23 protein-coding genes are annotated in these 23226 nt (G+C 54.6%); 17 read left to right on the top strand and 6 right to left on the bottom strand.

Features of this window, described 5'->3' with window-relative positions:
• Positions 1–51: 51 nt before the first annotated feature.
• Entirely contained in the window at positions 52–789 is a 738-nt protein-coding gene (locus tag PSOLE_RS13420) for a TorF family putative porin (protein WP_074856443.1), read from the top strand.
• 56 nt (positions 790–845) lie between these two features.
• Here the strand turns inward: PSOLE_RS13420 and PSOLE_RS13415 are convergent, their stop codons facing one another.
• Positions 846–1028 (bottom strand): helix-turn-helix transcriptional regulator, encoded by a 183-nt coding sequence (locus PSOLE_RS13415; protein ID WP_074856447.1) that lies wholly within the window; start codon positions 1026–1028, stop codon positions 846–848.
• A 242-nt stretch (positions 1029–1270) separates the two neighbouring features.
• Positions 1271–2617, bottom strand: a complete 1347-nt coding sequence (locus tag PSOLE_RS13410) for a site-specific integrase (protein ID WP_169713324.1) — start codon at positions 2615–2617, stop codon at positions 1271–1273.
• Between the two features lie 446 nt (positions 2618–3063).
• Here PSOLE_RS13410 and PSOLE_RS13405 point away from each other — a divergent pair, with 446 nt between their 5' ends.
• The 11 genes from PSOLE_RS13405 to PSOLE_RS13355 all read left to right on the top strand — a co-directional run bounded on the left by PSOLE_RS13405 (position 3064) and on the right by PSOLE_RS13355 (position 16183).
• Positions 3064–4134, top strand: a complete 1071-nt coding sequence (locus tag PSOLE_RS13405; RefSeq protein WP_074856451.1) for a tyrosine-type recombinase/integrase — start codon at positions 3064–3066, stop codon at positions 4132–4134.
• Between the two features lie 385 nt (positions 4135–4519).
• Positions 4520–4744, top strand: coding sequence for a plasmid-related protein (locus PSOLE_RS13400; protein WP_074436846.1), 225 nt, complete (start codon positions 4520–4522; stop codon positions 4742–4744).
• Positions 4741–5574, top strand: a complete 834-nt coding sequence (locus PSOLE_RS13395; RefSeq protein WP_074856454.1) for a hypothetical protein — start codon at positions 4741–4743, stop codon at positions 5572–5574. Before PSOLE_RS13400 ends, PSOLE_RS13395 begins: the two co-directional genes overlap by 4 nt.
• Before the next feature lie 570 nt (positions 5575–6144).
• Positions 6145–6483, top strand: coding sequence for a hypothetical protein (locus PSOLE_RS13390; protein WP_074856457.1), 339 nt, complete (start codon positions 6145–6147; stop codon positions 6481–6483).
• Positions 6484–6647: 164 nt separating this feature from the next.
• Positions 6648–10124 carry a type I restriction-modification system endonuclease gene (hsdR, locus tag PSOLE_RS13385; RefSeq protein ID WP_074856460.1) on the top strand — a complete coding sequence of 1159 codons (3477 nt, stop codon included), beginning with the start codon at positions 6648–6650 and terminating at the stop codon, positions 10122–10124.
• Between the two features lie 21 nt (positions 10125–10145).
• Positions 10146–10805 (top strand): hypothetical protein, encoded by a 660-nt coding sequence (locus PSOLE_RS13380; protein ID WP_074856463.1) that lies wholly within the window; start codon positions 10146–10148, stop codon positions 10803–10805.
• Positions 10806–11066: 261 nt separating this feature from the next.
• Positions 11067–12242, top strand: coding sequence for an AAA family ATPase (locus tag PSOLE_RS13375; protein WP_244597221.1), 1176 nt, complete (start codon positions 11067–11069; stop codon positions 12240–12242).
• A complete protein-coding gene (locus tag PSOLE_RS13370; protein WP_244597222.1) occupies positions 12239–12772 on the top strand; it encodes a hypothetical protein in 534 nt (177 codons plus the stop codon). Before PSOLE_RS13375 ends, PSOLE_RS13370 begins: the two co-directional genes overlap by 4 nt.
• Before the next feature lie 132 nt (positions 12773–12904).
• Positions 12905–14452, top strand: coding sequence for a class I SAM-dependent DNA methyltransferase (locus PSOLE_RS13365; protein ID WP_074856469.1), 1548 nt, complete (start codon positions 12905–12907; stop codon positions 14450–14452).
• Entirely contained in the window at positions 14445–15962 is a 1518-nt protein-coding gene (locus PSOLE_RS23740) for a restriction endonuclease subunit S (RefSeq protein ID WP_074856537.1), read from the top strand. The genes PSOLE_RS13365 and PSOLE_RS23740 overlap by 8 nt, the downstream gene beginning before the upstream one ends.
• A 35-nt stretch (positions 15963–15997) precedes the next feature.
• On the top strand, positions 15998–16183 hold the full coding sequence (locus PSOLE_RS13355; protein ID WP_074856473.1) for a hypothetical protein: 186 nt from the start codon (positions 15998–16000) through the stop codon (positions 16181–16183).
• A gap of 66 nt (positions 16184–16249) precedes the next feature.
• Here the strand turns inward: PSOLE_RS13355 and PSOLE_RS13350 are convergent, their stop codons facing one another.
• Positions 16250–16516 carry a type II toxin-antitoxin system RelE family toxin gene (locus PSOLE_RS13350; protein ID WP_074856475.1) on the bottom strand — a complete coding sequence of 89 codons (267 nt, stop codon included), beginning with the start codon at positions 16514–16516 and terminating at the stop codon, positions 16250–16252.
• Positions 16500–16727 carry a type II toxin-antitoxin system RelB family antitoxin gene (gene relB / locus PSOLE_RS13345; RefSeq protein WP_041754822.1) on the bottom strand — a complete coding sequence of 76 codons (228 nt, stop codon included), beginning with the start codon at positions 16725–16727 and terminating at the stop codon, positions 16500–16502. The genes PSOLE_RS13350 and relB overlap by 17 nt, the downstream gene beginning before the upstream one ends.
• Before the next feature lie 205 nt (positions 16728–16932).
• Between relB and PSOLE_RS24690 the strand changes: the two genes are divergently transcribed.
• Positions 16933–17385 carry a helix-turn-helix transcriptional regulator gene (locus PSOLE_RS24690; RefSeq protein ID WP_244597223.1) on the top strand — a complete coding sequence of 151 codons (453 nt, stop codon included), beginning with the start codon at positions 16933–16935 and terminating at the stop codon, positions 17383–17385.
• Between the two features lie 66 nt (positions 17386–17451).
• On the opposite strand, the gene PSOLE_RS13330 is transcribed toward PSOLE_RS24690, so the two are convergent.
• Positions 17452–17703 carry a hypothetical protein gene (locus PSOLE_RS13330; RefSeq protein ID WP_074856478.1) on the bottom strand — a complete coding sequence of 84 codons (252 nt, stop codon included), beginning with the start codon at positions 17701–17703 and terminating at the stop codon, positions 17452–17454.
• Positions 17704–18074: 371 nt separating this feature from the next.
• Between PSOLE_RS13330 and PSOLE_RS13325 the strand changes: the two genes are divergently transcribed.
• A complete protein-coding gene (locus PSOLE_RS13325; protein ID WP_074856481.1) occupies positions 18075–18290 on the top strand; it encodes a helix-turn-helix domain-containing protein in 216 nt (71 codons plus the stop codon).
• Positions 18291–18450: 160 nt separating this feature from the next.
• Here PSOLE_RS13325 and PSOLE_RS13320 read toward each other — a convergent pair whose 3' ends face one another.
• Positions 18451–18702 carry a helix-turn-helix domain-containing protein gene (locus tag PSOLE_RS13320; protein ID WP_074856484.1) on the bottom strand — a complete coding sequence of 84 codons (252 nt, stop codon included), beginning with the start codon at positions 18700–18702 and terminating at the stop codon, positions 18451–18453.
• 227 nt (positions 18703–18929) lie between these two features.
• On the opposite strand from PSOLE_RS13320, the gene PSOLE_RS13315 reads away from it, so the two are divergent.
• From PSOLE_RS13315 to PSOLE_RS13305, 3 genes are all read left to right on the top strand, one after another.
• Positions 18930–19700, top strand: a complete 771-nt coding sequence (locus PSOLE_RS13315) for a nuclease-related domain-containing protein (protein ID WP_074856486.1) — start codon at positions 18930–18932, stop codon at positions 19698–19700.
• A 38-nt stretch (positions 19701–19738) separates the two neighbouring features.
• Positions 19739–20659 (top strand): restriction endonuclease, encoded by a 921-nt coding sequence (locus PSOLE_RS13310; RefSeq protein WP_074856489.1) that lies wholly within the window; start codon positions 19739–19741, stop codon positions 20657–20659.
• Positions 20660–20755: 96 nt separating this feature from the next.
• The gene (locus tag PSOLE_RS13305) at positions 20756–23194 is read left to right on the top strand and encodes a hypothetical protein (protein WP_074856540.1); all 2439 of its coding nucleotides are present in this window, start codon (positions 20756–20758) and stop codon (positions 23192–23194) included.
• Positions 23195–23226: the final 32 nt, after the last annotated feature.

The raw sequence follows: 23226 nt of genomic DNA, 5'->3' as shown, positions 1-23226 counted from the left end.
CGCCCCAGGCGGTCGGATGGGCCGTCTTTGCCCGAATTCAGGAACCACTCGATGAACAATTTACTCCGCTCCCTCCTCGTCCTGTTGCCACTGCTCTTCACCCTGCCATCTCAGGCCGTGACCCTTAACGACCAATTCGACCTGGCGCTTAGCGCTGAACTGGTCAGTGATTATCGCTCCCGTGGCCAATCGCAGACCCTCGGCGACCCCGCCCTGCAGGCATCCGCCACCCTATCGCACAGCAGCGGCTTGTATGCCGGCCTGTGGACATCCAACGTCGATTTTGGCTTTGACATCAAGACGCGCCAGGAGATCGACTACTACGCCGGCTATTTCTTGCAGATCAATGACGCTATCAGCCTCGATATTGGCTATGCCAAATACGTCTACGAGAACGCCGGCGGACTCAACTACTCAGAAACCTACGCCATCCTGAACGCATACGGTTTTCTGGTGGGTCATCAATACTCCAGTAACTTCGGAGCTGATCAAAAAGACGCCTACACCTGGACCTACCTAGGCTATGAGACCGCACTGCCCTTTGAAGCCTTGATCAGCATGCGTTACGGCCAAGTGGACTATAAGGATGATGTATTGGTTTCAAACTCTGGGAAAACCCGCTCCCGCTACAACGAGTGGGAAACGAAAATCAGCAAGGAGATGGTGGGCTTAAATTGGGGCCTGGCGTATGTCGATACGGACATGAGCGACAGTGAGTGCGTCAATTATCTGGGCTTTGATGACATCTGCGACGCGACAGTAGTGGCCAGTGTCAGCAAGAGCTTCTGATCGATAAGACGGCTGGGCTGCCTTCATATACCGGCAGCCCAGCAACTGTGACTTCGCTATCTTGCTGCAGCGACGCTGGTTATCCAGTCGTCGACCTCATGCTGCAGCCAGCGGCTTGCTCGGCCTATCTTCACCTGTTTCGGGAAGTCACCCTCTCGGATACGGCAGTAGATAGTTTTACGACTCAATCCGACTTTGCGGCTAACCGCATTGAAGTCCAGAAGGATCATCTCAGACATAACCCACCTCCCAGAAAGAGAGGCTGGTGGATTCATGTGGGCACTGCGGTGGTAATGCGTTCCTCATAGCTGACTGCTCTGCCGGATCATGCCTTCCAGGCATTAGTTCTACTTTTCCAATTCCGCTGCGCATCAAGTAGACAACGTCACAGCAGCAAACCTAGAGGCTCCGGATAACCTCACACCTGTATATTTCCACAGCAATCTAGGCCACGCAACAAAATACTTGACTTTCCTGAAACTTATCCATTCTCGAACAAATCCAGCTGCTCAGCCTGATGCTCATCCTCATCAGGACTATCGAGCAAGCAGCTAAGCGCGGCATCGAAAGCCTCCATGGTCGGGCGCATCTGAGGCAATTTCGCTTCAGGGTTATTGCGATAGTGCGTAACGACAACACCTGTCTGTCCGTGTGACTGCAACGCGTCACTATCGAAATCCTTGATGCCGTTACGCTGCATGAACTGCGTGCATGTGCGCCGAATATCACGCGGGCTAAATTTTGGGATGGGCTGGCCGTTCATTTTGGCGTGGTCAGTAGCGAGCCACTCGCTCACAGCATGAGACAAACTGGACGCGTGAATTGGCTTTTGTCCACCAACACTCCAGGGGTATACGGCCCCTGGAGGCTGCAGGGCACGAACCTGTTCGAGTACCTGCAAGGCTCTGCGGCTTAAGGGAACGAAGTGTGCACGTTTTTTACTGCCACGCCCTTTGCTATCGATGATCTTCAAATACTTCTTTTGAAAGTTGTAGCTGGTCCAGGGCTCACGAATAAACTGGAGGGGACGCTGCCCTGCAGTAGCAAAAGCAAAGTGAAAGACACGCGCCATAATCGCACCAACCGAATCGACCTTTGTAATGGTGTGCCAAAATTGCCTCAGCTCCTTATCAGTCAGAGCGCGCTCGCCAGGTTTTGACGTGTTCGGGACAGTCACTGGATCCGCAGGATTCATCTGAAGCCCATAGCTTTTAGTACTACTTCGGTCGATGTGATGCTCAGCTTTTAGACCAAAATTGAAAGCAGCAACGAGAAACGAACGAACCTTGCCTGCCTGACGCCTAGCTCCCCTGTCCCAGATGGGTTTCAGCAGAAGATTCACATGCTCCGGTCTGACATCCTTGGCCTTCATATGCATGATGTCGAGCCGTTCCTCTTGGCCTTCCTTGCTCACAGCTACAACTTTCTCGCCTTCCAGATCCTTAGACAGCACACGCTCGAACTCCTTGATCTGCGCAGCTGAAACACCATCACGGCGACGGTCTTCGATGTAATCCCGGAACAATTCGGACAAAGTGCCTTTTGAAGCCTCTATTGCAGCAAGTCGCTGCTGCTCATGCAGCTGGCGCTGGCGTTCTGCTTGCTCGACCTCTTCCTCGGCAGCACATCTGGCTAGGTAAGCCTTAATGTCACCATGCTCTGCCGCGATCTTTGCGTAACGTACCGCTTGCTCGCGAAGCTCAGTAAGTGAGAGACCGGGGCTTTTCGGTGTTTTCTTGAAGACACCCAGCTTAATCTTCTGCTGGCCTCCTTCATCGCGGCGGCGGTAGTAGGCCTCGACAGCCCCAGAGGCACGGCAGTCGAACAAGATTGATCCACTACCTCGGCCTGGCAGTGAATCGGTGGCAGTCTGACCAGGCTTAAGCGCCTTCAGCTCCACATCTGTCAGAAATTTCCTACTACTCGCCTTGCCCGATGTCTCTGCCATTTCTGCGTACCGTTTTGCGTACCGTTTCTTAGGGCATGACCGGCCATACCCAGAACCAAGGGGAAACACCTAACCCCTTGATTTCAGGATAACGCGCTAAATCGGCTTTTTTCGGGAGACGCTGGGAAACGACCAGAAACGTGCTTTTTACTGTCTCATAATCCTTTGGTCCACGGTTCGAGTCCGTGTGGGCCCACCACCTTCAAAGCCGCGCACTGCGCGGCTTTTTCATGTCCGTAAGAAAAACAGCTAGACCAGTCCTATAGTCCAAAGGTACAAATTCAGTACAGTGCCGGTACAGCGGCGCGCCTTTGGAGTAGGGAAAGATGGCCACCATCGTCAAAACGGATGCAGGCACTTGGAAGGCCCTGGTACGTAAAACCGGCTGGCCGACCAATACCAAGACCTTCCGCACCAAGCGCGATGCCGAAGACTGGGCACGCCGTACCGAAGACGAAATGGTAAGGGGCGTGTACATCCAGCGCAGCGGCTCCGAGCGCATGACCTTGGAAATGGCACTAAAGCGCTACCTGAGCGAAATCAGCCCAACCAAAAAGCCAACCACCCAGCGAGCCGAAGCCACCAAAGCCCAACAACTGATCAGCCACCTGGGCAAATACTCCATGGCAGCCCTCTCGGCCGAGATCATCGCCGGCTACCGAGATACCCGCCTCGCCTCGATCACCAATCGCGGCAAGCCAACCAGCAACAACACCGTGCGCCTGGAGCTGGCCCTGCTCAGCCACCTTTTCACCGTGGCGATTCAGGAATGGGGCCTGGGCCTCAGTTTCAACCCGGTGTTGAACATCCGCAAACCGAGCCCAGGCGAAGGTCGCGACCGACGCTTGTCTGCAGAAGAAGAACGCCGCCTGCTGACCGCCGTAAACAATCACAGCAACCCAATGCTTGGCTGGATCGTCCGCATCGCTCTGGAAACGGGCATGCGCTCGTCAGAGATCACATCCCTGCGACGGCATCAGGTCGACCTGAAAAAGCGCGTGGTGCGCCTCTCAGACACCAAGAACGACAGCGCGCGCACTGTCCCGCTCAGCAAATGGGCTACAGAGACCTTCCAGGCGGCGCTGAACAACCCGATACGCCCGATTGACTGCGACCTGGTGTTCTTTGGCGAGCCAGGCAAAAACGGCAAGCGCGGCCCCTACGCCTTCACCAAGACTTGGGGGCTGCTGAAAACCAAGCTCGGCATGCCTGATCTGCGCTTCCACGATCTGCGCCATGAAGCAGTCAGCCGGCTAGTCGAGGGCGGCTTATCCGATCAGGAGGTGTCCGCCATTAGCGGGCACAAGTCAATGCAGATGCTGAAGCGCTACACGCACCTGAGAGCGGAGGATCTTGTTGGCAGGCTCGACAGACTGGCTGAGCAAACCAAACCGTAGGCTGCATGAGGCCCAAGCAAAGACATTCCTCCATTTTTGCGCAGACAAGTCCACGCAAAAAATGGAGGCCGATCTAGTGCACAACCACGCTTTAGCCTCAAAGCCCCACTGCGAGGCGACCAAAAGCAGAAAATAAAAAATTAAATCGTAACGATATGTAAAAAGCAAAAAACAACAAAAATTAATAAAAACAATAATTTAGTAAAACTACTTAAACAGAGAAGCGCAAAAACACAACACTTTTTGTCAACGCTTGTAAATACTATTTGACTTTTCTGATTTGACCAAATCTAAAAGCGCAAAGTAACCTGAAGCCATCTTCATCTAGCGAACATAATCGTTAGATAACGAAATTATTCTAAACAATGCTTCAGGAGAATATAAATTGAGCACTGAACAACTACTACTTGATAAATTTCAAGGGTCACCTCTACTTTCAATTGAACAAGTCGCAGATATTCTTCATCGAAGCAAAGATGGATTACGCATAACTCTATCTGGCAACTCTGAGCTCGCCCAAAAACTGCGGGATACCCGGCTTAAAATCGGGCGCCGTGTTTACTTCAAAACTCAAGGCATTGCGCGGTTGATTGATGAGGCCAGCGCATGAGCAGGCAACGCACTATCAATGATTCTGCATTCTGGCGGTCGCCCAAAATGGCTGGCAGGACTCAGGAAGACAGGTCGACGCTCACCTATCTGCTGACCTGCCCATTCAGCAACATCATTGGCGCTTACCAGATTGTTCCGCGCATTGCTGCGTCTGAAATGGGCTGGGATACCGAATCCCAGTTCATGCCGATTTTGCGCCGGCTACAAGATGCGGGCTTCATCGAATACGAGCCAGAGCAGAGCTACGTGTGGGTTCACATCTGGTGGGATCACAACTCCCCGCGCATGGCCCTAGGACCAACGCTTCGGCAGAAGACATTCAACCAGATTCGGGAGCTACCCGAGCAATGGCGCACGCTTTACACCGATGACTTGATCCAACGGCTCCCCGAGAACGGAGAGCTCCGAGGGCTCGTCTCCAACGCTTTTAGCCCTTCATCGGCAGCAGATGAAGGCTCCACAGATAGGGTATCGATACCCTATCCATACCCTATCGATAGGGGGCGGGTTAACACTAACAGTAACTATAACTCTAACCCTACTACACCGGAGCCCGAGCCACTTGGGCAGTTATCCACAGGCGAGCGGGAGCAAATTAACGTTTTGCTACGTAACACACCGGATCAGGAAGCAAGATTTCTGCTGGCCGAGCTGTCCAAAGCGATGGCGCGTCCTGGTCACATAACGCAGTCGCCCATTCAGTATTTTCATGGGCTCCTACAGCGCCATCGTAGCGGCGACTTTGTCCCGACTACCCAAGGAGCAAAAACAGCAGCCACTCTCGCAAGAAGCCAGCTTAAGGCGATGGTAGTTAGCGGCAGGAGGTAGGCTTTGTATTCAACGCAGCACCAGACTGTTGCTTTCTTGTTGTCTCCCAGTTGTCTTTCAGTTGCCTACTGTTGCTTTTCTGTCTTCTAAGTGTTCTCTAACTGTTGTCTTTCTGTCTTCAGAATGCATTCATCTTCGACCGGAGTGCTTTGCATCAAAGTTGAGTGATTTCTGCATCATTCCTGGATGATTTTTGCATCATCCCTGCCTGATAAATGCGTGATCTGCTTCTTTCTTGCTATCTAACTGCTACTTAACTGCTATTTAGCTGCTACCTGATTGCTACTTTTGAGCTACCTCTGCCAACGGACAAGCCGTTGGGGATTACACAGACCCTCTTGATAGCAGTTCCCCTTAAAAAACGAGGTATTTTGGGGATGTTGGCTGCCCTTAAAACACAGCTTTTTTGCTATACACCATACGCACCTTGCAGGCGCACCCAAGGCATTGATTTTATTAGATTTTTCTAAAAATAGGCCATTTAAGCTGTATTGCGAGGCGACTACACACCAAGCTGGAACCCCCATTCTACAAGGGGGCAGCTGTAAACGGAGGCGACTACGGAGAGATATGAGACTAGCGGACGCAATACCACTCCGCCTGACGGTGGAAAAACGAGAGCTGTACGAGGCCCAGGCGATGGCAGCAGAGCTACCGCTGAGCACCTACCTACGCAACCGGCTGGAACGCGAAGATGCCGTCATGGATGAGCTGCAGATGCTCAGGCGAGCAGTCGAGCGGATGACAGATCTGGCACCTGGAGAGCCCCAAGGCAGTAACGGCCTGCAAGGCATGGATAGCGTACTGCTGGAAATGTTGCTGACCTTGCGACAACTGGGCGGCGCTAAAAACGACCTAGCGCAGAAGGAAATTGCGCGTCAGGGCTATGAGGCATGGAGCGCAAAGTGAAACGCGGCTGAGGAAGGCCCGTGGCCTGCCGCGCACGGGCAAAGCTGAATACTGAGCAACTCAGTGCCATGGCCAAACTCGGCTCACCTTCGTTAAGCTGCAGCCACTTACGCGTAATAGAGCCCGTTTGGCGTAATGAGTGGAACGTAACCGAAGGATCGACCATGGCAGCCAGCAGTAATTTCGCCTTTCTCCAGGAGCACGATCCTGTATTCCTGCAGCTTGCGAGCACAGCCGAGCAGGTCTTCGCCAGCGATCCCAACACCACCCTGATCAAGTTGCGTCAACTCGGCGAAGCCTTGGCCCAGGATTTGGCCAGCCGCGCCGGCATCGAGTTCGATGCCACCACCACGCAGTCCGACCTGCTCTACAAGCTCAGCCGCGAGATCCAGTTGGATCAGAACATCCGTAGCCTGTTCCATACCCTGCGCGTCGAGGGCAACAAGGCCACCCACGAGTTCCGCACCCAGCACCGTGAGGCCATGGATGGGCTGAAGGTCGCCCGTGCTCTGGCCATCTGGTATCACCAGTCGTTCGGCAAGAATGCTCATGCGTTCAAACCTGGCCCCTTCGTCACCCCCGAAGATCCCAGCGCTCCGCTGCGCGATCTGCAAAGTCAGATCGAACAGCTCAAGACGCAGCTCAGCGAGTCCAGCCAGCAACTGGAGAGCAACCAGAAGTTGGCTGACCTGCTCAAGCAGGAAGCCGAAGAATACGCCGTGCTTGCCGAGCAGATGGATGCCGAATCACGCAGCCATAAGCAGCTAGCCGCCGAACACGAAGCCGCATTGCAAAAGCTGCGCAGTGAGCACGAGCAAAGCCTCAAAGCTCTGCAGCAGCAATTGGCAGCCCAGCCACAAGCCAGCCAACAGGTCGCCAAGCTGACTCAGCAGGCCAGCAGCAGCTTCGACCTATCCGAAGACCTGACTCGCATCTTGATCGACCAGCAGTTGATCGACGCCGGCTGGGAGGCCGACTCCCTCGACCTCACCTACGGCAAGGGTGCACGTCCGGAGAGGGGCAAGAACAAGGCCATCGCCGAGTGGCCCACCAGCAGCCCCAAAGCCTGCGCCGACTACGTACTGTTCGCCGGTCTTACGCCAATCGCCATCGTTGAAGCCAAGCGTAAACGCATCAATATCGCCGACCGTATTCCCCAGGCCGAGCGCTATGCCCGTGAGTTCAACTTGGCGACAGAGCATCAGCAGCCCTGGCTGCTAGCGGGTCAAACGCAACCCTGGAACGATGGCCAGGGTGGCCACTTCCGCGTGCCCTTTGCCTTCGCCTGCAACGGCCGCCCCTTTATCAAGCAGCTCGCCGAACAGTCCGGTACCTGGTTCCGTGACCTACGTAGCCCGGCCAACACGCGCAGGCCGCTGCCTGATTTCCACACCCCGAATGACCTGCTCGACCTGCTCAAACGCAGCCAGGCAGACGCCGAGGCCAAGCTCAAGGCCGAAGGCTTCGCCTACCTCAAGCTGCGCGACTACCAGGAAAAAGCCATCCAGGCCGTGGAGCAGGCCCTGGCCAACAATCAGCGTGACTGCCTGCTGGCCATGGCCACCGGTACCGGGAAAACCCGCACCATCATTGGCCTGATGTACCGTTTTCTGAAGGCCGAACGCTTCAAGCGCATCCTCTTTCTGGTTGACCGCAGCGCCCTCGGCCAGCAGGCCATCGACGCGTTCAACGACACCACGCTTGAGCAGAACCACACCCTGGCGCAGATCTACGACATCAAAGAGCTGGGCGATATGGCCGCCGAGGCAGAAACGCGCATCCAGGTCGCCACCGTGCAAGCCATGGTCAGCCGCATCTTCCGCTCGGATAACCCGCCGCCCGTGGGCGAGTTCGACTGCATCATCGTCGACGAAGCCCACCGGGGTTATACCCTCGACCAGGAAATGACCGAAGGCGAACTGGCCGTGCGTGATCACAGCCAGTACCTCTCGCAATACCGCCGCGTGCTCGACCACTTCGACGCCTGCCGTATCGGCCTCACCGCCACCCCGGCCAAGCACACCAGTGAGATATTCGGTAAACCGGTGTACACCTACAGCTACCGCGAGGCCGTGGCCGACGATTGGCTGGTAGATCACGAACCACCGATCCGCTACGAAACCCAGCTCAGCAAGCACGGCATCCGCTTCGAGAAAGGCGAGTCGGTCAGCGTTATCAACACCCAAACCGGCGAAGTCGACGTAGCCGAGCTGGAAGATGAACTCAGCTTCAACATCGAGTCGTTCAACCGCCGCGTGATCACCCCAGCCTTCGACAAGGTCATCTGTGCTGAACTGGCCAAGGAGCTGGACCCCTTTGGCGAAGAGAAGACCATGATCTTCTGCGTCAACCAGGCCCACGCCGAACGGGTCAAAAACCTGCTCGACGATGCCTTCAAAGAGGCCTACGGCGAGCAATACAACGAAGCGGCCGTGCGCATCATCACCGGGCAAAGCGACAAGGTTGAGCAGCTTATTCGCCGCTACAAGAACGAGCCCAACCCCAATATCGCCATCACCGTCGACCTGCTCACCACCGGTATCGACGTGCCGAAAATCTGCAACCTGGTGTTCATGCGTCGCGTACGTTCGCGCATCCTCTATGAGCAGATGAAAGGCCGTGCCACGCGCCGCTGCGACGACATCGGCAAAACCGTATTCCGCATCTACGACCCCGTCGATCTTTACGCCAGCCTGGAAGCGGTCGACACCATGAAGCCTCTGGTGAAGAACCCCAACATCAGCCTGGAGCAACTGGTCAGCGAGCTCACCAGCGGCGCCAGCCATGACGCGCCCGGCAGCCAGGACGACAGCAGCCACGCCCATGACGTGCTCGACCAACTGAGCCAGCGCGTCATGCGCATCCTGCGCAAGGCCCAGCACAAGGCCGAGGACAAACCCACGCTGAAGGAAAAGCTCGATGAGCTGCAAGAAGCGTGGGGCGTTGAGCCGGCCCAGTTACATAAACACCTGCACAACCTTGGCCCGCAACAAGCGGCCAACTTCGTCCGCCAGCACAGCCAGCTGCTAAACCAACTGGCCGCCGTCAGCGCCCTGCTCGGCTCGGAGAACTACCCGGTTATTTCCACCCACAGCGACGAACTGTTGGTGCGCGAACAGAACTACGGACAAAACCAGAAGCCGGCCGACTACCTGGAAAGCTTCAACGACTTTATTCGCACCCAGCTCAACCAGTCCGCCGCCCTTGGCGTGGTGGTCAACCGCCCCCGCGACCTGACCCGCGAGCAACTGCGCGAAGTCCGCCTGCTGCTCGACCAGCATGGTTTCAGCGAAGCCAGCCTGAAAAGCGCCTGGCGCAATCAGACCAACCAGGAAATCGCCGCCAGCATCATCGGCTATATCCGCCAGGCCGCCATCGGCGAGGCCCTATTGCCCTTCGACCAGCGGGTGGCCCAGGCCATGCAGACCATATACAGCCTGCAGCCCTGGACGCCCGTGCAACGCAAATGGCTGGATCGTCTGGCCAAGCAACTGGTGCATGAGGTGGTCATCGACCCGCAGCAGGTCAACGATGCCTTCCGTAACGATGGCGGCCTCAAGGCGCTGGATCGCAACCTGGGCGGCAACCTGGATACAGTACTGGACACGCTCAACCAACATCTCTGGCCCCAGGCCAGCTAACCCAACGGCAAGGAAGTCCCCATGCAAAAGCTCCCCCAAACCCTAATTGGCAGCGTGCTGCTCGGCGCCTGCTCCCTGGCCCAAGCAAGCACCGTGGCCGAAGTATTCAACGGTGAAATGCTCGGCACCAACCAGCGCTACTTCGAGTCCATTGCGGGCATCCCTCGCGAGTCCTTTGGCGACGAGCACAAGTTCCGCGTTCAGGGCTGCAACATCACCGCCACCATTACTGAAGGCACCGTCAATACACTGCGCCTGGAACTAACCCCCCAGTGCCAAGCCGACCTGACTCAATTCGTTGGCGATTACGCACCGACCCCTGGCCAACCCCTGACCTTCGGTGCGTTCGAACAAGCCTCCGGCGGCGGCTTGAGCTACCACGCAGATTGCCTGAGCGGTTGCGGCAACTCATATGACCCATCCGTTTACGGCCACTGGGAAGGCCCGCGCGCTGTCGATTTTATGGAAGTGCTGCTGGAAGCCGTGCAGGTTGAGGACGCTGCCATTGAGGCCGCCGATATCTGGCGTAACCAGATGATCAAGACCATGGGCGAGGACTGGGTTATGGATGGTCAGTTCAACTGCAACCGCCAGTTCGACCCCGTTGCCCGGCAAGCCCTCAACGCGGTTCAGGTCACGGCCGTCACTGTCGGCCAGCAACTGCGGGTACCCGGCTGCTGAAACGAAACGCAGAGCCGGTTAGCCCACACAATTGGCTCACCCAATGAGCCGAATAAACCTGCTAATCGGCTCACAGCTATGCGGCCTGTCGATGTCCCCACCCAGACCCCAGCCGCTCAGCTATCCCCGCTGCGGGAGCACTAAGCGCAACCCGCCCGCATCGACACGCTAAGGCCTCTCTACTTTTACGCTTGCCAAATAATCAATTAAAGCCAAGAATCAACAAAATTTCGTTAGAAGCTGAAGAATATGATTAAGTCCATGCGTATCTCGAACTTCTACAGCTTTGCTGGCGAAACCGAAGTCGACTTCACCCTCGGCAAGAAACCCACCCCCTCCGGCTTCGATATCGACCTGGCTGATGGCAGCAGGCTGAACAAAGTCATAGCGGTGGTTGGGGCCAATGGTTCAGGCAAGACACAGCTCATCAAGCCACTGGCGTTTCTCAGTTGGTTCATCTGTGATTCGTTTCTGGAAAATGACCCGGATAGCGCGATTTTTTACCGCCCCCATCGCCTGCACGCCTCTGAAGAGACGCTCATAGAAATCGACTTCCTGCTGGCCGGCGTCGAACATCGCTACCAGCTCGCCCTTCAGTCTGGGCTGGTGATCCGAGAAGTTCTGCTGCAACGAACCAGCAGCCAGTTCAGTTACCTGTTCCGCCGCGAGCGTCATGGCGAAGGCTTCAGCTTCAAGCAAAAAGGCTTTCCCTTCCCCAAGGCCCAGGCCGAAAGCATTCGTGCCAATGCGTCACTGCTGGCCGCCGCCCACAGCTACGACATTCGCGAAGCGCAACCTTTCATCGAGTATTTCGAGCGGGTGACCAGCAACGTCAACGCCATGGGCCGGCGCCACTTCCAGCATGGCGAGGTGTTTGTCGCAGCGAGGGATTATGAGCAGGTACCCCAGCTCAAGGTGCGGATGGTGGAAGCCATGCGCGAGTTTGACCTTGGCCTGAGCGACATTGCCATTCGCCAGCGCGTAATTACCCGTGAAGATGGCAGCGCCAGTACGCTACACGAAGCCTTCGGACTGCACCGCAACAACGCTGGCCACGAGTTCGAGCTGAACTTCTTCGACGAGTCCAGCGGCACGCAGTCCGCTTTCGTGCTGCTGGGAAAAGTCCTGCACGCTCTGGAGTTTGGCGGTATCGCCGTTATCGATGAAATCGACAACGACCTGCACCCGCACCTGATGCCACGCATGCTCGACTGGTTCCGTTTCGAACACAGCAATCCGCATCAAGCCCAATTGATCTTCACCTGTCACACACCGGAGTTGCTCAACCATCTGCAAAAGCATCAGGTCTACCTCTGCGAGAAGCGTGACCAGTGCTCCGAAGCCTGGCGCCTGGATGAAGTTCAGGGCCTGCGAGCCGACGACAACCTCTATGCCAAGTACATGGCGGGCGCCCTCGGTGGAGTGCCGGATCTATGAAGCGAGCAGTGCGCAAGGCGCAGCGCAACCTTATGCGCAGCACCCTGCTAGTGGTGGGCGAAGGGGCGGATGACCGAGCCTTCGTAACCCATATGAAACAGCTCTACTGCCCGCGCGACAGCGGCATGAGCATCAAGGTTGAAGCGGGTGATGGCGGCTCACCGGGCAACGTCATCACCCACGCCATTCGCAAGTACCAGGGTAAGGACTATGACCGCCGCCTGTTCCTGCTGGATGCCGACCTGCCACCTGACGAAGCTGACTACAAACGCGCCGCCAAGGAGGGCTATGAAATCATTCTTTGGCAGCCACAGTGCCTTGAGGGTGCCTTGCTCGATACGCTGGGGGAAGCGGTAGGCCAACACGAGAGCAGCCAACAGCTCAAGGCTCGCCTGCATCCTCGCCTGGATGGCAGACACACTGACGCCTCCGCCTACGCAACGCTCTTCACCCGGCAGATACTGGATGCCGGGCGAAATACCGCCGTCACCCAGGTACGCACAGCATTACAGCCCCCCGCTGGTAACTAAGGCGCGCATGGCCATCCTTGAAAAGCCCCGCCTTGGCCACTACCCTCGGCAACTACATACCCGCCATGCCTCTGACTGCCCCGGCAGCCAAGCACAAATCGTGCGGGTTTTTTATTTCTGGTAGGAAGCCCCATGACCAATTCCGATATCGTCCAGAAACTCTGGAACCTCTGCGACGTCCTGCGCGACGACGGCATCAACTACAGCGACTACGTCACCGAGCTGGTCTTGCTGCTGTTTATCAAGATGGAATACGAGCAGGTGCAGAACAACGCCAGCTTCGCCCACAAGCTGCCCGAGGGCGCGCGCTGGCCCGATCTGGCCGACAAATCCGGTCTCAACCTGCTCGATCACTACCGGCAGATGCTGCTGGATCTGGGCAAGAACGAAGATCCGCTGATTGCAGCCATCTATGCCGATGCGCAAACGCGCCTGAAAGAGCCGCGCCACCTGGAACAGTTGATCAAAAGCCTGGACGGCATCGACTGGTTCAGCGCCCGTCAGGATGGCCTCGGTGATCTCTACGAGGGCCTACTGGAAAAGAACGCCAGCGAAACCAAATCCGGCGCTGGCCAGTACTTCACCCCGCGCCCGTTGATCGACAGCATCATCAACTGCCTCAAACCGCAACCCGGTGAGACAATCCAAGACCCCGCCGCCGGCACCGCAGGCTTCTTGATTGCCGCCGACGCTTATATCAAGCGCCACACCGACGACCTCTATGACCTCGATGAGAAAGCCCGTAGTTTCCAGCGCAACAGGGCCTTTGTCGGCATCGAACTGGTGCCCGGCACCCGACGTCTGGCTTTGATGAACACGCTACTGCATGGCATGGAAGGCGATGAGGAAGGCGTGGTGCACTTGGGCAACGCCCTTGGCCAAATCGGGGCCAACCTTCCCAAGGTGGACGTGATTCTCTCCAACCCGCCCTTCGGCACGGCCAAAGGCGGTGGCGGCCCGACCCGTGACGACCTCACCTACAAAACCAGCAACAAGCAGCTAGCCTTCCTGCAGCATATCTATCGCGGCCTCAAGCCCGGCGGCCGCGCCGCCGTGGTCCTGCCGGACAACGTACTGTTCGAGGCCGGCGTCGGCACCGAGGTACGCCGCGACCTGATGGACAAGTGCAACCTGCACACAATCTTGCGCCTGCCCACCGGCATCTTCTACGCCCAGGGCGTCAAGACCAATGTGCTGTTCTTCCAGAAAGGCAGCACCGCCAACCCACGCCAGGAACAAGGCTGCACCCAGCGCGTATGGGTCTATGACCTGCGCAGCAATATGCCCAGCTTTGGCAAGCGCACGCCCTTTGGCGCGCAACACCTCAAGCCCTTTGAAGAGGCCTACGGTGACGACCCCAACGGCAACAGCCCGCGCGCCGAGAATGTCGAAGGCATCGGCGAACTCAGCCGCTTCCGCGTCTTTACCCGCGAGCAAATCCGCGAGCGCGGCGACTCCCTGGATATCAGCTGGCTAAAAGATGCCGACAGCCTGGATGCCAGCGAGCTGCCCGCACCAGAAGTGCTGGCGGGTGAGGCCATGGCCGAACTGACCGAGGCCCTGCATGAGCTGGAGGAGCTGATGAAGGCGCTGGGGGCAGGGGATGAAGTGGCGGCGCAGAAGCAGTTGATGGCGGAGGTAATGGGATTGGCGGTGGTTAAGGGGAATGGGGATGAGTGAGTTGCCAGTTGGTTGGGCTGAATGCTCGCTGCAAGACCTACTAGGTCCATTAAGTGACGGAAAAATCTTACATCAGGGCTGGAGCCCTCAATGTGAAAGCACTCCCGCCCCTCAGGGTGAGTGGGGCGTACTTAAAACTACCGCAGTCCAAGATGGCTACTTTCTTGAGGAAGAGAACAAAAAACTTCCTGCCGCACTCAGTCCGAAACCAGAGCTAGAAGTAACTGCTGGTGACTTGTTGATGACTTGCGCCGGGCCTCGATCTAGATGCGGAGTTATCTGCCACGTTCCTAAAACTCGCTCAAAGCTGATTTTCTCTGGAAAGATCTACCGTTTTAGACCTAATGCCGAGCATGTTGAGCCAAAATTCCTGACACACCTGCTGCGCACTGCCGAGCTGAAGGAAAAAATCGACGAAATCAAAACCGGGATCAGCGAAAGCGGCATGAACATGACGCGAGAGCGTTTTTTCGCACTGCCTGTACGCTTGGCACCACTCGCAGAACAAACCCGCATCGCCCAAAAACTCGATGAACTGCTGGCCCAGGTCGACACCCTCAAAGCCCGCATCGACGCCATCCCCGCCCTACTCAAACGCTTCCGCCAATCCGTCCTCGCCGCCGCCGTTTCCGGGCGGTTGACGGAGGAATGGCGAAGTAAAAACCCAATTCACGAAGGTGAAATCACAAGTCTACTCAAAGAAGTTGAGCTAGAGCGCTTGAAGGCACTCCAGGCGGATGCGGAACGAGTTGGAAGGCGGAAAAAATATAATCCCCCAGCTCCAGCATTAGCCGAAAAACTCCCTGAAATTCCATCCTCATGGACTTGGGCTAGCGTAGATACCCTAGCCAGCAAAGTGGTTGATGGCGTACATAAAAAACCTGACTACAAAGAGTCAGGAGTTCCATTTATCACAGTTAAAAACCTAACCGCTGGCAATGAAATATCTTTCACAGATACTAAATTTGTGTCGATTGAAGACCACAAGGAGTTCTACAAGCGAGCCAACCCAGAGATGGGTGATATTTTGATCTCAAAGGACGGAACTCTCGGTGTCGTACGACAAATTAAAACCAATACCGAGTTCAGCATCTTCGTTTCTGTGGCACTCGTAAAGCCTGCCTTACGGAGCATGAGTGATTACCTAGAAATCGCATTCAAATCCCCTCAAGTTCAAGCACAAATGGTTGGTGTCGGCTCAGGTCTACAACATATACACCTGACAGACTTGAGACAGGACGCGATACCGCTACCGACAAAACATGAGCAGACCGAAATCGTCCGCCGCGTCGATCAACTCTTCGCCTTCGCCGATCAACTGGAGGCCAAGGTCGCCTCGGCCAAAAGCCGTATCGACCACCTGACCCAAAGCATATTGGCCAAAGCCTTCCGTGGCGAACTGGTGCCGCAAGACCCGAACGACGAACCGGCCAGCGTGCTGTTGGAACGCATCAAAACCCAGCGCGCCGCCGCGCCCAAGGCCAGGCGCGGTAGAAAGGCATCGGCATAAACGCACGATTCACCCGCTAACGCAGGAGCTGCCGCATGAACCCCAAGGACTGGATTGATTTGCTGCAGCGCCTGTTTGCCTGGCTCAGTGAGCGGCGCAACCCGGTACGCCAGCAGGCAGCACGCGTGCTGTCCACCTTTGAAGCCCATGGGGTAAGGCGAGGCACAAACAGGATCAGGGAAGCAGGGACGTGGGTAACAGTGGAACCTAAACCAACGTAAGGCGAGTAGTCCGCCTGACGCCCGGTTGATATGCACTTCAATTATACGTAAGCGGCTAAGCTGGTTTCAGCGGTAAGCCTCTCGGCGGTTGCCAAGCTGTACGACGAGTATCCGCAAGGCTCCGTCCTGGATGTCGCAGATCACCCGGAAGTCTCCTACACGATACCGCCACAAGCCACCCAATGGGCCTGTAAGCGCCTTGCCAGTGGTTCTCGGGTCATCCCGGCTGGATACCCGCTCATCCATAAAGTCAAGAATGCGCTTCGCTGACTGTTTGTCGAGCTTACGCAACTGTGTTTTGGCCGTGTCGGTGTAATCAATCGTCCAAGCCAAGGTCTTTCCTTACGTCCGCAGCAGAGTGAACGGCCTCTGTTTTTTTACGGACACGCTCCAGGACTTCAGCCGCGAGGTAGTAGTCCTCAAGGTCAGCCAGGCCGTTATCGATGATTTCACGCAGATAATACGCCTTGGTACGCCCAGTGCTGGCCGCCAGAAAATCTAAGCGCTGCTCAACTTCGGGTGCCAATCTGATGGAAGTGGCCATGTCTAATAACCCCATGTGATACGTGTATTCACATTATCACAAATCTACGCACTGGCACTCAAGCAAGGGAAGGCACGATGCTTAGCGTACGATTTTTCCGAATTCTGTGGGCTCCCCAAGTATCGCCTGGCCGACGCAGCTAGCTTGTAGCCCAAGAGCTACATCTTTCGGCACTTCACCCGTTTCTGACGCCCAGGGGCTACAAATGACTTCTCTCCACGATGTTTCCGAGATGCTGAAAGAGGCTCGCAGAGGCGCGAAGCTTAGCCAGCAAGCGCTGGCCAGCCGTGCTGGTGTCGCGCGTACCACGGTGGCGCGCATGGAAACACTGGCCAAAGGTGATATGAGCGTGTCGGTGCTGGTTCGGCTGCTCGCAGCAGCTGGCTATGAACTGAAGCTGGTTAAGGCAGGACACCAACGCACGATTGAAGGCATCCTCAACGAGCAGCGGTCAGGGCAAGGAGTAACAGCCATGGCTATTCAAGCGTTTGACGTGTCGGCACATCTGATCGACGCAGAAACCATTCGGGCTTACCTGAGCGCTGCCCTAGAAGACCCTAATCCAGACGCCTTTCTGTTGGCGCTGAGTAACGTGGCTAAGGCTCGCGGCGTGATCCAGCTAGCCGCCGCAGCCGGGGTCGAGCCTGGCTCTCATTGATCGTGCGGCTTCACAGCAGTGGCTTGGGTAGGTCATCGGTCACGGCTAGCCATCCTGGGTCTAGTCCTATTTCGATAGTTCGATTGCTTTCTGGTCGTAATTTTCTCTGACACGGCCGATAGTGGCCATGTCATCGACGGTGAGCGAGCGGGCCAAAAGGATCATCGCATGCCGCTCTTTAATCCATTCGTCGATCTGCTTCTGGTCGGGGGCTTCCCCCTTCTTTTCTGCGTATATGCACGCTGACAAGTGGCTTGCAATGATGTGTAGTGACTGCTTGGCAGAGTCGCATGCAGCCCATTTTTCGGCTTCGGTCATGGTGTGTCTCCCTGTTTTTCTTTGGCTTTAGCGTACGATTTTGTCCGTTTTCTCTATCGTCCCCCCAGTTGAGCAACGTGAACAGTCTGCCGTCTGCGGTACGTGGGTAAATTTCCCAATTTTTTACCCACGTTCTTCCGGTTGTGAGTAAAGAATCAAATTCCGTACCCGTGACATACTGGCGTGACTAGCCGCACGGATAGCCGTCCTCAGTCCATGGACAGTGGACGTACCGCTCACAGCCTCGGTGAGTGCCAAATCAGGTAAAGGTCATCACCCGCTGCGGATTTTCGCCACGCGAAAAATCATGACCATAAAGTCACGCCCTCATTTTCGCGACGCGAAAATCTAGACCAGCGAGGAATATCGCCATGAGCAGCGAGCTGCTGACACCCTATGACCCTGCCAAATACCTGACCGATGATGAGGATATAGCGGTGTTTCTGGCCGACGCGGAAGAAACCGGCGATGCCAGCTATATCGCGCGTGCACGGGAAGTGGCGGAGCGAGCCAAGGCAATGAATCAGACGAGAAACGAAGCCTGCAGCGACAGCGGCTGTGCCGACCTTGATTCTCCCGAAGCCTAGTCATACCGGCCAAAGGACACACAGACAGTGGCCTCGATCAGCCAGGTAGTCGAGGCGCAGCGGATGCAGTTCAATCAGGTGGCCCAAGGCTGCCATGTACCTAGATGAACACGTCGCAGCCGGACTACTTAGCGAACACCAGACGGAAGCATTTCTGCCATCAGTCAAATATCCCGTGGATTTCGTCCAGCGTGGGAATAACTGCGGGCACGACAGTAAGCTCAGCATCGAGAGCAGCCAGCACGCGTGCATAGGCCATCATCCCCACCGAGAGGTCGCCCTTCTCAATAGCGATAACCTTTTGCCGGGTGAGGCAAGCCAGAGAAGCGAGAGCAGCCTGAGTCAGCCCACGATTGAGGCGACGCTGCCGAAGCTGTTGGCCGAGACGATGCGTGATAAGGGAGTAGTCCATGTCATGTTTACGTTACAAGATTAAGCAGATGTAACGTATGCATGACCTCAGCAAAAATCAACACGACGGCTGAAGCTAAAGCCTGAGCGGGTGCTTAGAGCCGAGTGAGCCGAATAGCCGGAATATTCGGCTCACGCAATGAGCCGATTGTCGCCTTCGAATACGTTCGTCCATTTACGCTGACTTTCGGTACTATCCGGTTAACTCAGGATTACCAAGGATAGGAAATGGACTTCTCCCCCATCATCGCCCAGGTCTGGGGCATGTTGGCCTGGTTTATCCCGGCCGCACTGCTGATCGGCCTGCTCAAGTCGCCGTGGGCCAAAGGCCAAACAGGCGAACTCCTGGTGCGGCTGTTTGCCCATTGGCAGCTGGATAAGCAGACCTACCGCCGCCTGCACAACGTCACCCTGAACACGCCCGACGGCACCACGCAGATCGACCACGTATTTCTCTCGCCCTACGGCATCTTCGTGCTGGAAACGAAGAACATTAGCGGTTGGATCTTCGGCAGCGAAAAACAACCACAGTGGACGCAGAAGCTTTACAAACGCACATTCAAATTCCAGAACCCGCTACGGCAGAACTACAAGCACCTCAAAGCCTTGGAAGCGACCCTTGGCGTTGATCCCGCGCACCTGCACTCGGTGATCGCCTTTGTCGGCGGCAGCACCTTCAAAACCGAGGTGCCGGCCAACGTGACCCAGGGCATTGGCTTTATCCGCTATATCAAGTCATTCCAGCAGCAGGTATTCAGCGAGTCTGAAGTCGACGCCATGCTGCACGTTCTGCAAACCGACCGCCGCGCGCCGACGCTCGCCACCCACCGCGAGCACGTGCAAAACCTCAAGCGCCGCAGTGATCCGACAGCCGAGCGGCAATGCCCGAAATGCGGCAGCGAACTGCTGATTCGCACCGTGAAATCAGGCCCGAAAGCGGGGCAACAGTTCTGGGGTTGCTCAGCGTTTCCCAAGTGCCGAACCATGCAGAGCCTTTAGCACGTAGCACTAACCTCAATTCTACGCATGGAGTCGCAATGTCCGTTCCAACCTACGACCAGTTCATTGAACCGATCCTGCGCTACTTGGCCGCTACGCCCGAAGGCGCTACCGCACGTGACGCCCATGAGGCTGCTGCCAATGCACTGAACCTGTCAGAAGCTCAGCGCCAGGAGCTGATTGCCAGTGGCCAGGCCACCTACAAAAACCGTGCAGGCTGGGCACACGACCGGCTCAAGCGTGCAGGCCTTTCCAGCAGCGCCAAGCGTGGATATTGGAAGCTGACTGACGCAGGTATTGCCTATGCAGCCCAGCACCCTGCCCCTCTAAGTGCGGATAAGGTCGAACAGCTCGCCATTGGCTTTATGGACGTGAAGCTCAAGAGCCCGACCGACGCTATCCCCCTCGATGAGCAAGAGCAGTCTGCACCCGCACTCAGTTCAGCCACTGTTAGCCCTGACGATCGCCTGGAGCAAGCTCTACGTGAGCTACGCGAGGCAACGGCTGCAGACCTACTAGATAACCTTGTGCAAGTCAGCCCCAACCGCTTTGAAGTTATCGTGCTGGATGTGCTGCACAGCCTTGGCTACGGGGCTAGTCGCAACGATCTACAGCGCGTCGGCGGCAGCGGCGATGGCGGTATCGATGGAGTGATCTCACTCGACAAGCTCGGTTTGGAAAAGGTCTACGTCCAAGCAAAACGCTGGCAGGGCACGGTTGGGCGGCCAGAACTCCAAGCCTTTTATGGGGCTCTCGCCGGGCAGAAAGCCAAGCGCGGAGTATTTATCACCACATCAGGTTTTACCGCCCAGGCAATCGACTTTTCCCGCTCCGTGGAAGGCATGGTGCTGGTTGATGGCAGTCGCCTGGTCAACCTGATGATGGATCATGAGGTCGGTGTAACGTCGCGCCTGCTAAAGCTGCCGAAGCTTGATAGTGACTACTTTGATGAGGAGTGACTTTGCGAGCAATAGCCCCTCACCTCATCCAGAACTTATCTAGAACCCGAAATCGAATTTATCGGGGAAATAAATAATATGTTTAAGGACGAAAAAATGATCACACTTAGTGAGGGAGAAAAAGCTCTAGGCGAGCTAATTTCTTCTTTGACAACAGACAGTGACATGAATGAAGCCCAAACCAGATTCCATATTATCGACAAAATTTTATTTGACTGCTTAAACTGGGATAGACATACATCGGAAGTAGAAAAATCAGAAGATGGCTTATTTAGTGACTATGAACTTGGGAAACCAAGAGTTGCCATTCTCGAAGCCAAACGAGAGGGTAGAACATTCGAAATACCAGCAGGACTCCCCAAGAATCTTGTTACTGACCTAAAGTCATTAATCCGCATAAGCAACGAAGCATCTGACGCTATAAAGCAAGCACATCAGTACTGCAGCCAGCGCGGAGTACCTCTTGCAATAGTTAGCAACGGCCACCAGTACATAATTTTCTTGGCATCTCGGCAAGATGGCATTTCCATTTTCGATGGGAAAGCCGTTGTCTTTACGAGCCTCGCTCACCTAAAAGAAAATTTTCACATTGCTTGGCAAATTTTTTCGCCAGCGGGCGTTAAAGAAAAAAATATATACAGATATCTCGCATCAGGACAAAGCACAGTACCAAACAAACTTTCATCAAAACTAACAACCTACCCAACCATCCGATATACAAGCGAACTACAATCTACACTACGCCAACTCTCCGAGCTTTTCCTACAAGACATTATTGAATCCAGCGAAATCGAGAAAAGATTTTTTTCTGAATGCTACTGCGAGAGCGGAGCACTATCAAAATATGCACTACTAAGTAAAAATATACTCGAAGCCAGATATGCATCTTTATTTAAAACAGACGAACCAACCCCACACATATCACCAATAAAAGAAAAGAGAGGATTAAATCTCTCACCTGACATCCTATCAGAAGCCATCACTAGAAGACCGATAGTACTGCTCGGCGATGTAGGTGTTGGGAAAACTTCGTTTGTCAAGAACTTGATGTACAACAGCGCCCAAGAAGAATTCAAGAATGCAATCTATATATACATTGACCTTGGTTCAAAAGCAGCACTGACTGACGACTTAAAAACGTACGTGCTAAACGAAATAGAAAGCCAGCTATTAAAAGCTTATGAAATAGATGTTAATTCCTATAAATTCATAAAAGGCATTTACGCTTCGGAAATACATCGTTTTTCATCAGGGCTCTGGGGTGCCAAGCGAGAGAGCGACCCAGCCCTCTATGAAACAAAGCTATTTGAAATGCTGGAAATCGAGACAAAACAAAAAGACCAGCACTTAAAGCGATCAATAAATGCATATTCAAAATCTACTCAACGCCAAATAATTATATCTTTAGATAATGCAGACCAACGTGATTATGATATCCAACAAGGCGCCTTCATCATATCCCAAGAATTAGCCAAAGACTGGAGTGCGACAGTATTCATATCAGTCAGGCCGCAAACCTTTTTCAAATCAAAGAGATCCGGAGCACTTTCCGCCTATCCGCATAAAATTTTTACCATCTCACCACCAAGAATTGACACAGTCATTCAAAAGAGATTGATTTTTGCCCTAGAAATGGCCGAAGGCAACATTCCGATAGAGACTATAAATTATGTAAAAATTAACGCCGGGAACCTAGCAATGTTCCTCAAGGCGTTAGTGTCTTCATTGTCTGAAAACTCTGAGCTTTATGAATTTCTATCTAACATCACGGGAGGAAACATCCGAAGCGCGATTGAGTTCGTGACCGGATTTATTGGCAGCCCAAACATTGACGCAGAGAAGATCATAAGAATCATGGGAGAAGAAGGACGATATAGAATCCCACTTCACGAATTCACTAAGTCAGCACTTTTGGGAGACTACTCCCACTATAACCCAGACACATCCATCGCAATGAATATGTTCGACGTATCTAGCGCTGATACTGGTGAACATTTTCTAGTCCCCATACTCATAGCCTTCCTAAACACACAAGGAAGACATAGGGACAACGACGGGTTCTGCTCATCTTCGACACTGACCGAAGAACTACAAAACCATGGATTTACTGCAGAGCAAATATCCAACGCGCTAAGAAGATGCACAAACAAGAAACTAATCGAAACATCGCAACGTATAACATTCGAAGAAGACGCAAATGGTGCATTAATCGGAGAAATGCCGGACTCATTCAGAATAACCACAATAGGCGCTTATCATCTCAAACGCTGGATCGGGACTTTTACATATCTTGACGCTATGGTTTTCGACACCCCGATTCTTGATCAAGAGATTAATGACCAACTGACAGAAGACGTCAATTCATTAGCGATAGATGTTCGGTACAAAAGAGCATTAACTTTCAAAAACTACCTCGCCACACAATGGACAGCTCTTTCAAACAGGCCAAACTACTGGGACTTCATAGAGGCAGTTAATGAAGCAAGAAAGTCATTTGAAAGTGTCAAAAAAGCGATCGATACAAATGGTCGATAACGTAAGAAATACCCTTTAATTTCGCCTATCCA

The organism is Pseudomonas oleovorans subsp. oleovorans (assembly GCF_002197815.1).
GTDB classification, from domain to species: Bacteria; Pseudomonadota; Gammaproteobacteria; order Pseudomonadales; family Pseudomonadaceae; genus Aquipseudomonas; species Aquipseudomonas oleovorans.
This window is presented reverse-complemented; position numbering and strand designations above follow the sequence as displayed.

Excerpts from the sequence above, each read along its gene's own strand:
- PSOLE_RS13420 (WP_074856443.1), top strand. The coding sequence starts at position 52 with ATGAACAATTTACTCCGCTCCCTCCTCGTCCTGTTGCCACTGCTCTTC.
- PSOLE_RS13415 (WP_074856447.1), bottom strand. The coding sequence starts at position 1,028 with ATGTCTGAGATGATCCTTCTGGACTTCAATGCGGTTAGCCGCAAAGTC.
- PSOLE_RS13405 (WP_074856451.1), top strand. The coding sequence starts at position 3,064 with ATGGCCACCATCGTCAAAACGGATGCAGGCACTTGGAAGGCCCTGGTA.
- PSOLE_RS13395 (WP_074856454.1), top strand. The coding sequence starts at position 4,741 with ATGAGCAGGCAACGCACTATCAATGATTCTGCATTCTGGCGGTCGCCC.
- PSOLE_RS13390 (WP_074856457.1), top strand. The coding sequence starts at position 6,145 with ATGAGACTAGCGGACGCAATACCACTCCGCCTGACGGTGGAAAAACGA.
- hsdR (WP_074856460.1), top strand. The coding sequence starts at position 6,648 with ATGGCAGCCAGCAGTAATTTCGCCTTTCTCCAGGAGCACGATCCTGTA.
- PSOLE_RS13380 (WP_074856463.1), top strand. The coding sequence starts at position 10,146 with ATGCAAAAGCTCCCCCAAACCCTAATTGGCAGCGTGCTGCTCGGCGCC.
- PSOLE_RS13375 (WP_244597221.1), top strand. The coding sequence starts at position 11,067 with ATGCGTATCTCGAACTTCTACAGCTTTGCTGGCGAAACCGAAGTCGAC.
- PSOLE_RS13370 (WP_244597222.1), top strand. The coding sequence starts at position 12,239 with ATGAAGCGAGCAGTGCGCAAGGCGCAGCGCAACCTTATGCGCAGCACC.
- PSOLE_RS13365 (WP_074856469.1), top strand. The coding sequence starts at position 12,905 with ATGACCAATTCCGATATCGTCCAGAAACTCTGGAACCTCTGCGACGTC.
- PSOLE_RS23740 (WP_074856537.1), top strand. The coding sequence starts at position 14,445 with ATGAGTGAGTTGCCAGTTGGTTGGGCTGAATGCTCGCTGCAAGACCTA.
- PSOLE_RS13355 (WP_074856473.1), top strand. The coding sequence starts at position 15,998 with ATGAACCCCAAGGACTGGATTGATTTGCTGCAGCGCCTGTTTGCCTGG.
- relB (WP_041754822.1), bottom strand. The coding sequence starts at position 16,727 with ATGGCCACTTCCATCAGATTGGCACCCGAAGTTGAGCAGCGCTTAGAT.
- PSOLE_RS24690 (WP_244597223.1), top strand. The coding sequence starts at position 16,933 with ATGACTTCTCTCCACGATGTTTCCGAGATGCTGAAAGAGGCTCGCAGA.
- PSOLE_RS13330 (WP_074856478.1), bottom strand. The coding sequence starts at position 17,703 with ATGACCGAAGCCGAAAAATGGGCTGCATGCGACTCTGCCAAGCAGTCA.
- PSOLE_RS13325 (WP_074856481.1), top strand. The coding sequence starts at position 18,075 with ATGAGCAGCGAGCTGCTGACACCCTATGACCCTGCCAAATACCTGACC.
- PSOLE_RS13320 (WP_074856484.1), bottom strand. The coding sequence starts at position 18,702 with ATGGACTACTCCCTTATCACGCATCGTCTCGGCCAACAGCTTCGGCAG.
- PSOLE_RS13315 (WP_074856486.1), top strand. The coding sequence starts at position 18,930 with ATGGACTTCTCCCCCATCATCGCCCAGGTCTGGGGCATGTTGGCCTGG.
- PSOLE_RS13310 (WP_074856489.1), top strand. The coding sequence starts at position 19,739 with ATGTCCGTTCCAACCTACGACCAGTTCATTGAACCGATCCTGCGCTAC.
- PSOLE_RS13305 (WP_074856540.1), top strand. The coding sequence starts at position 20,756 with ATGATCACACTTAGTGAGGGAGAAAAAGCTCTAGGCGAGCTAATTTCT.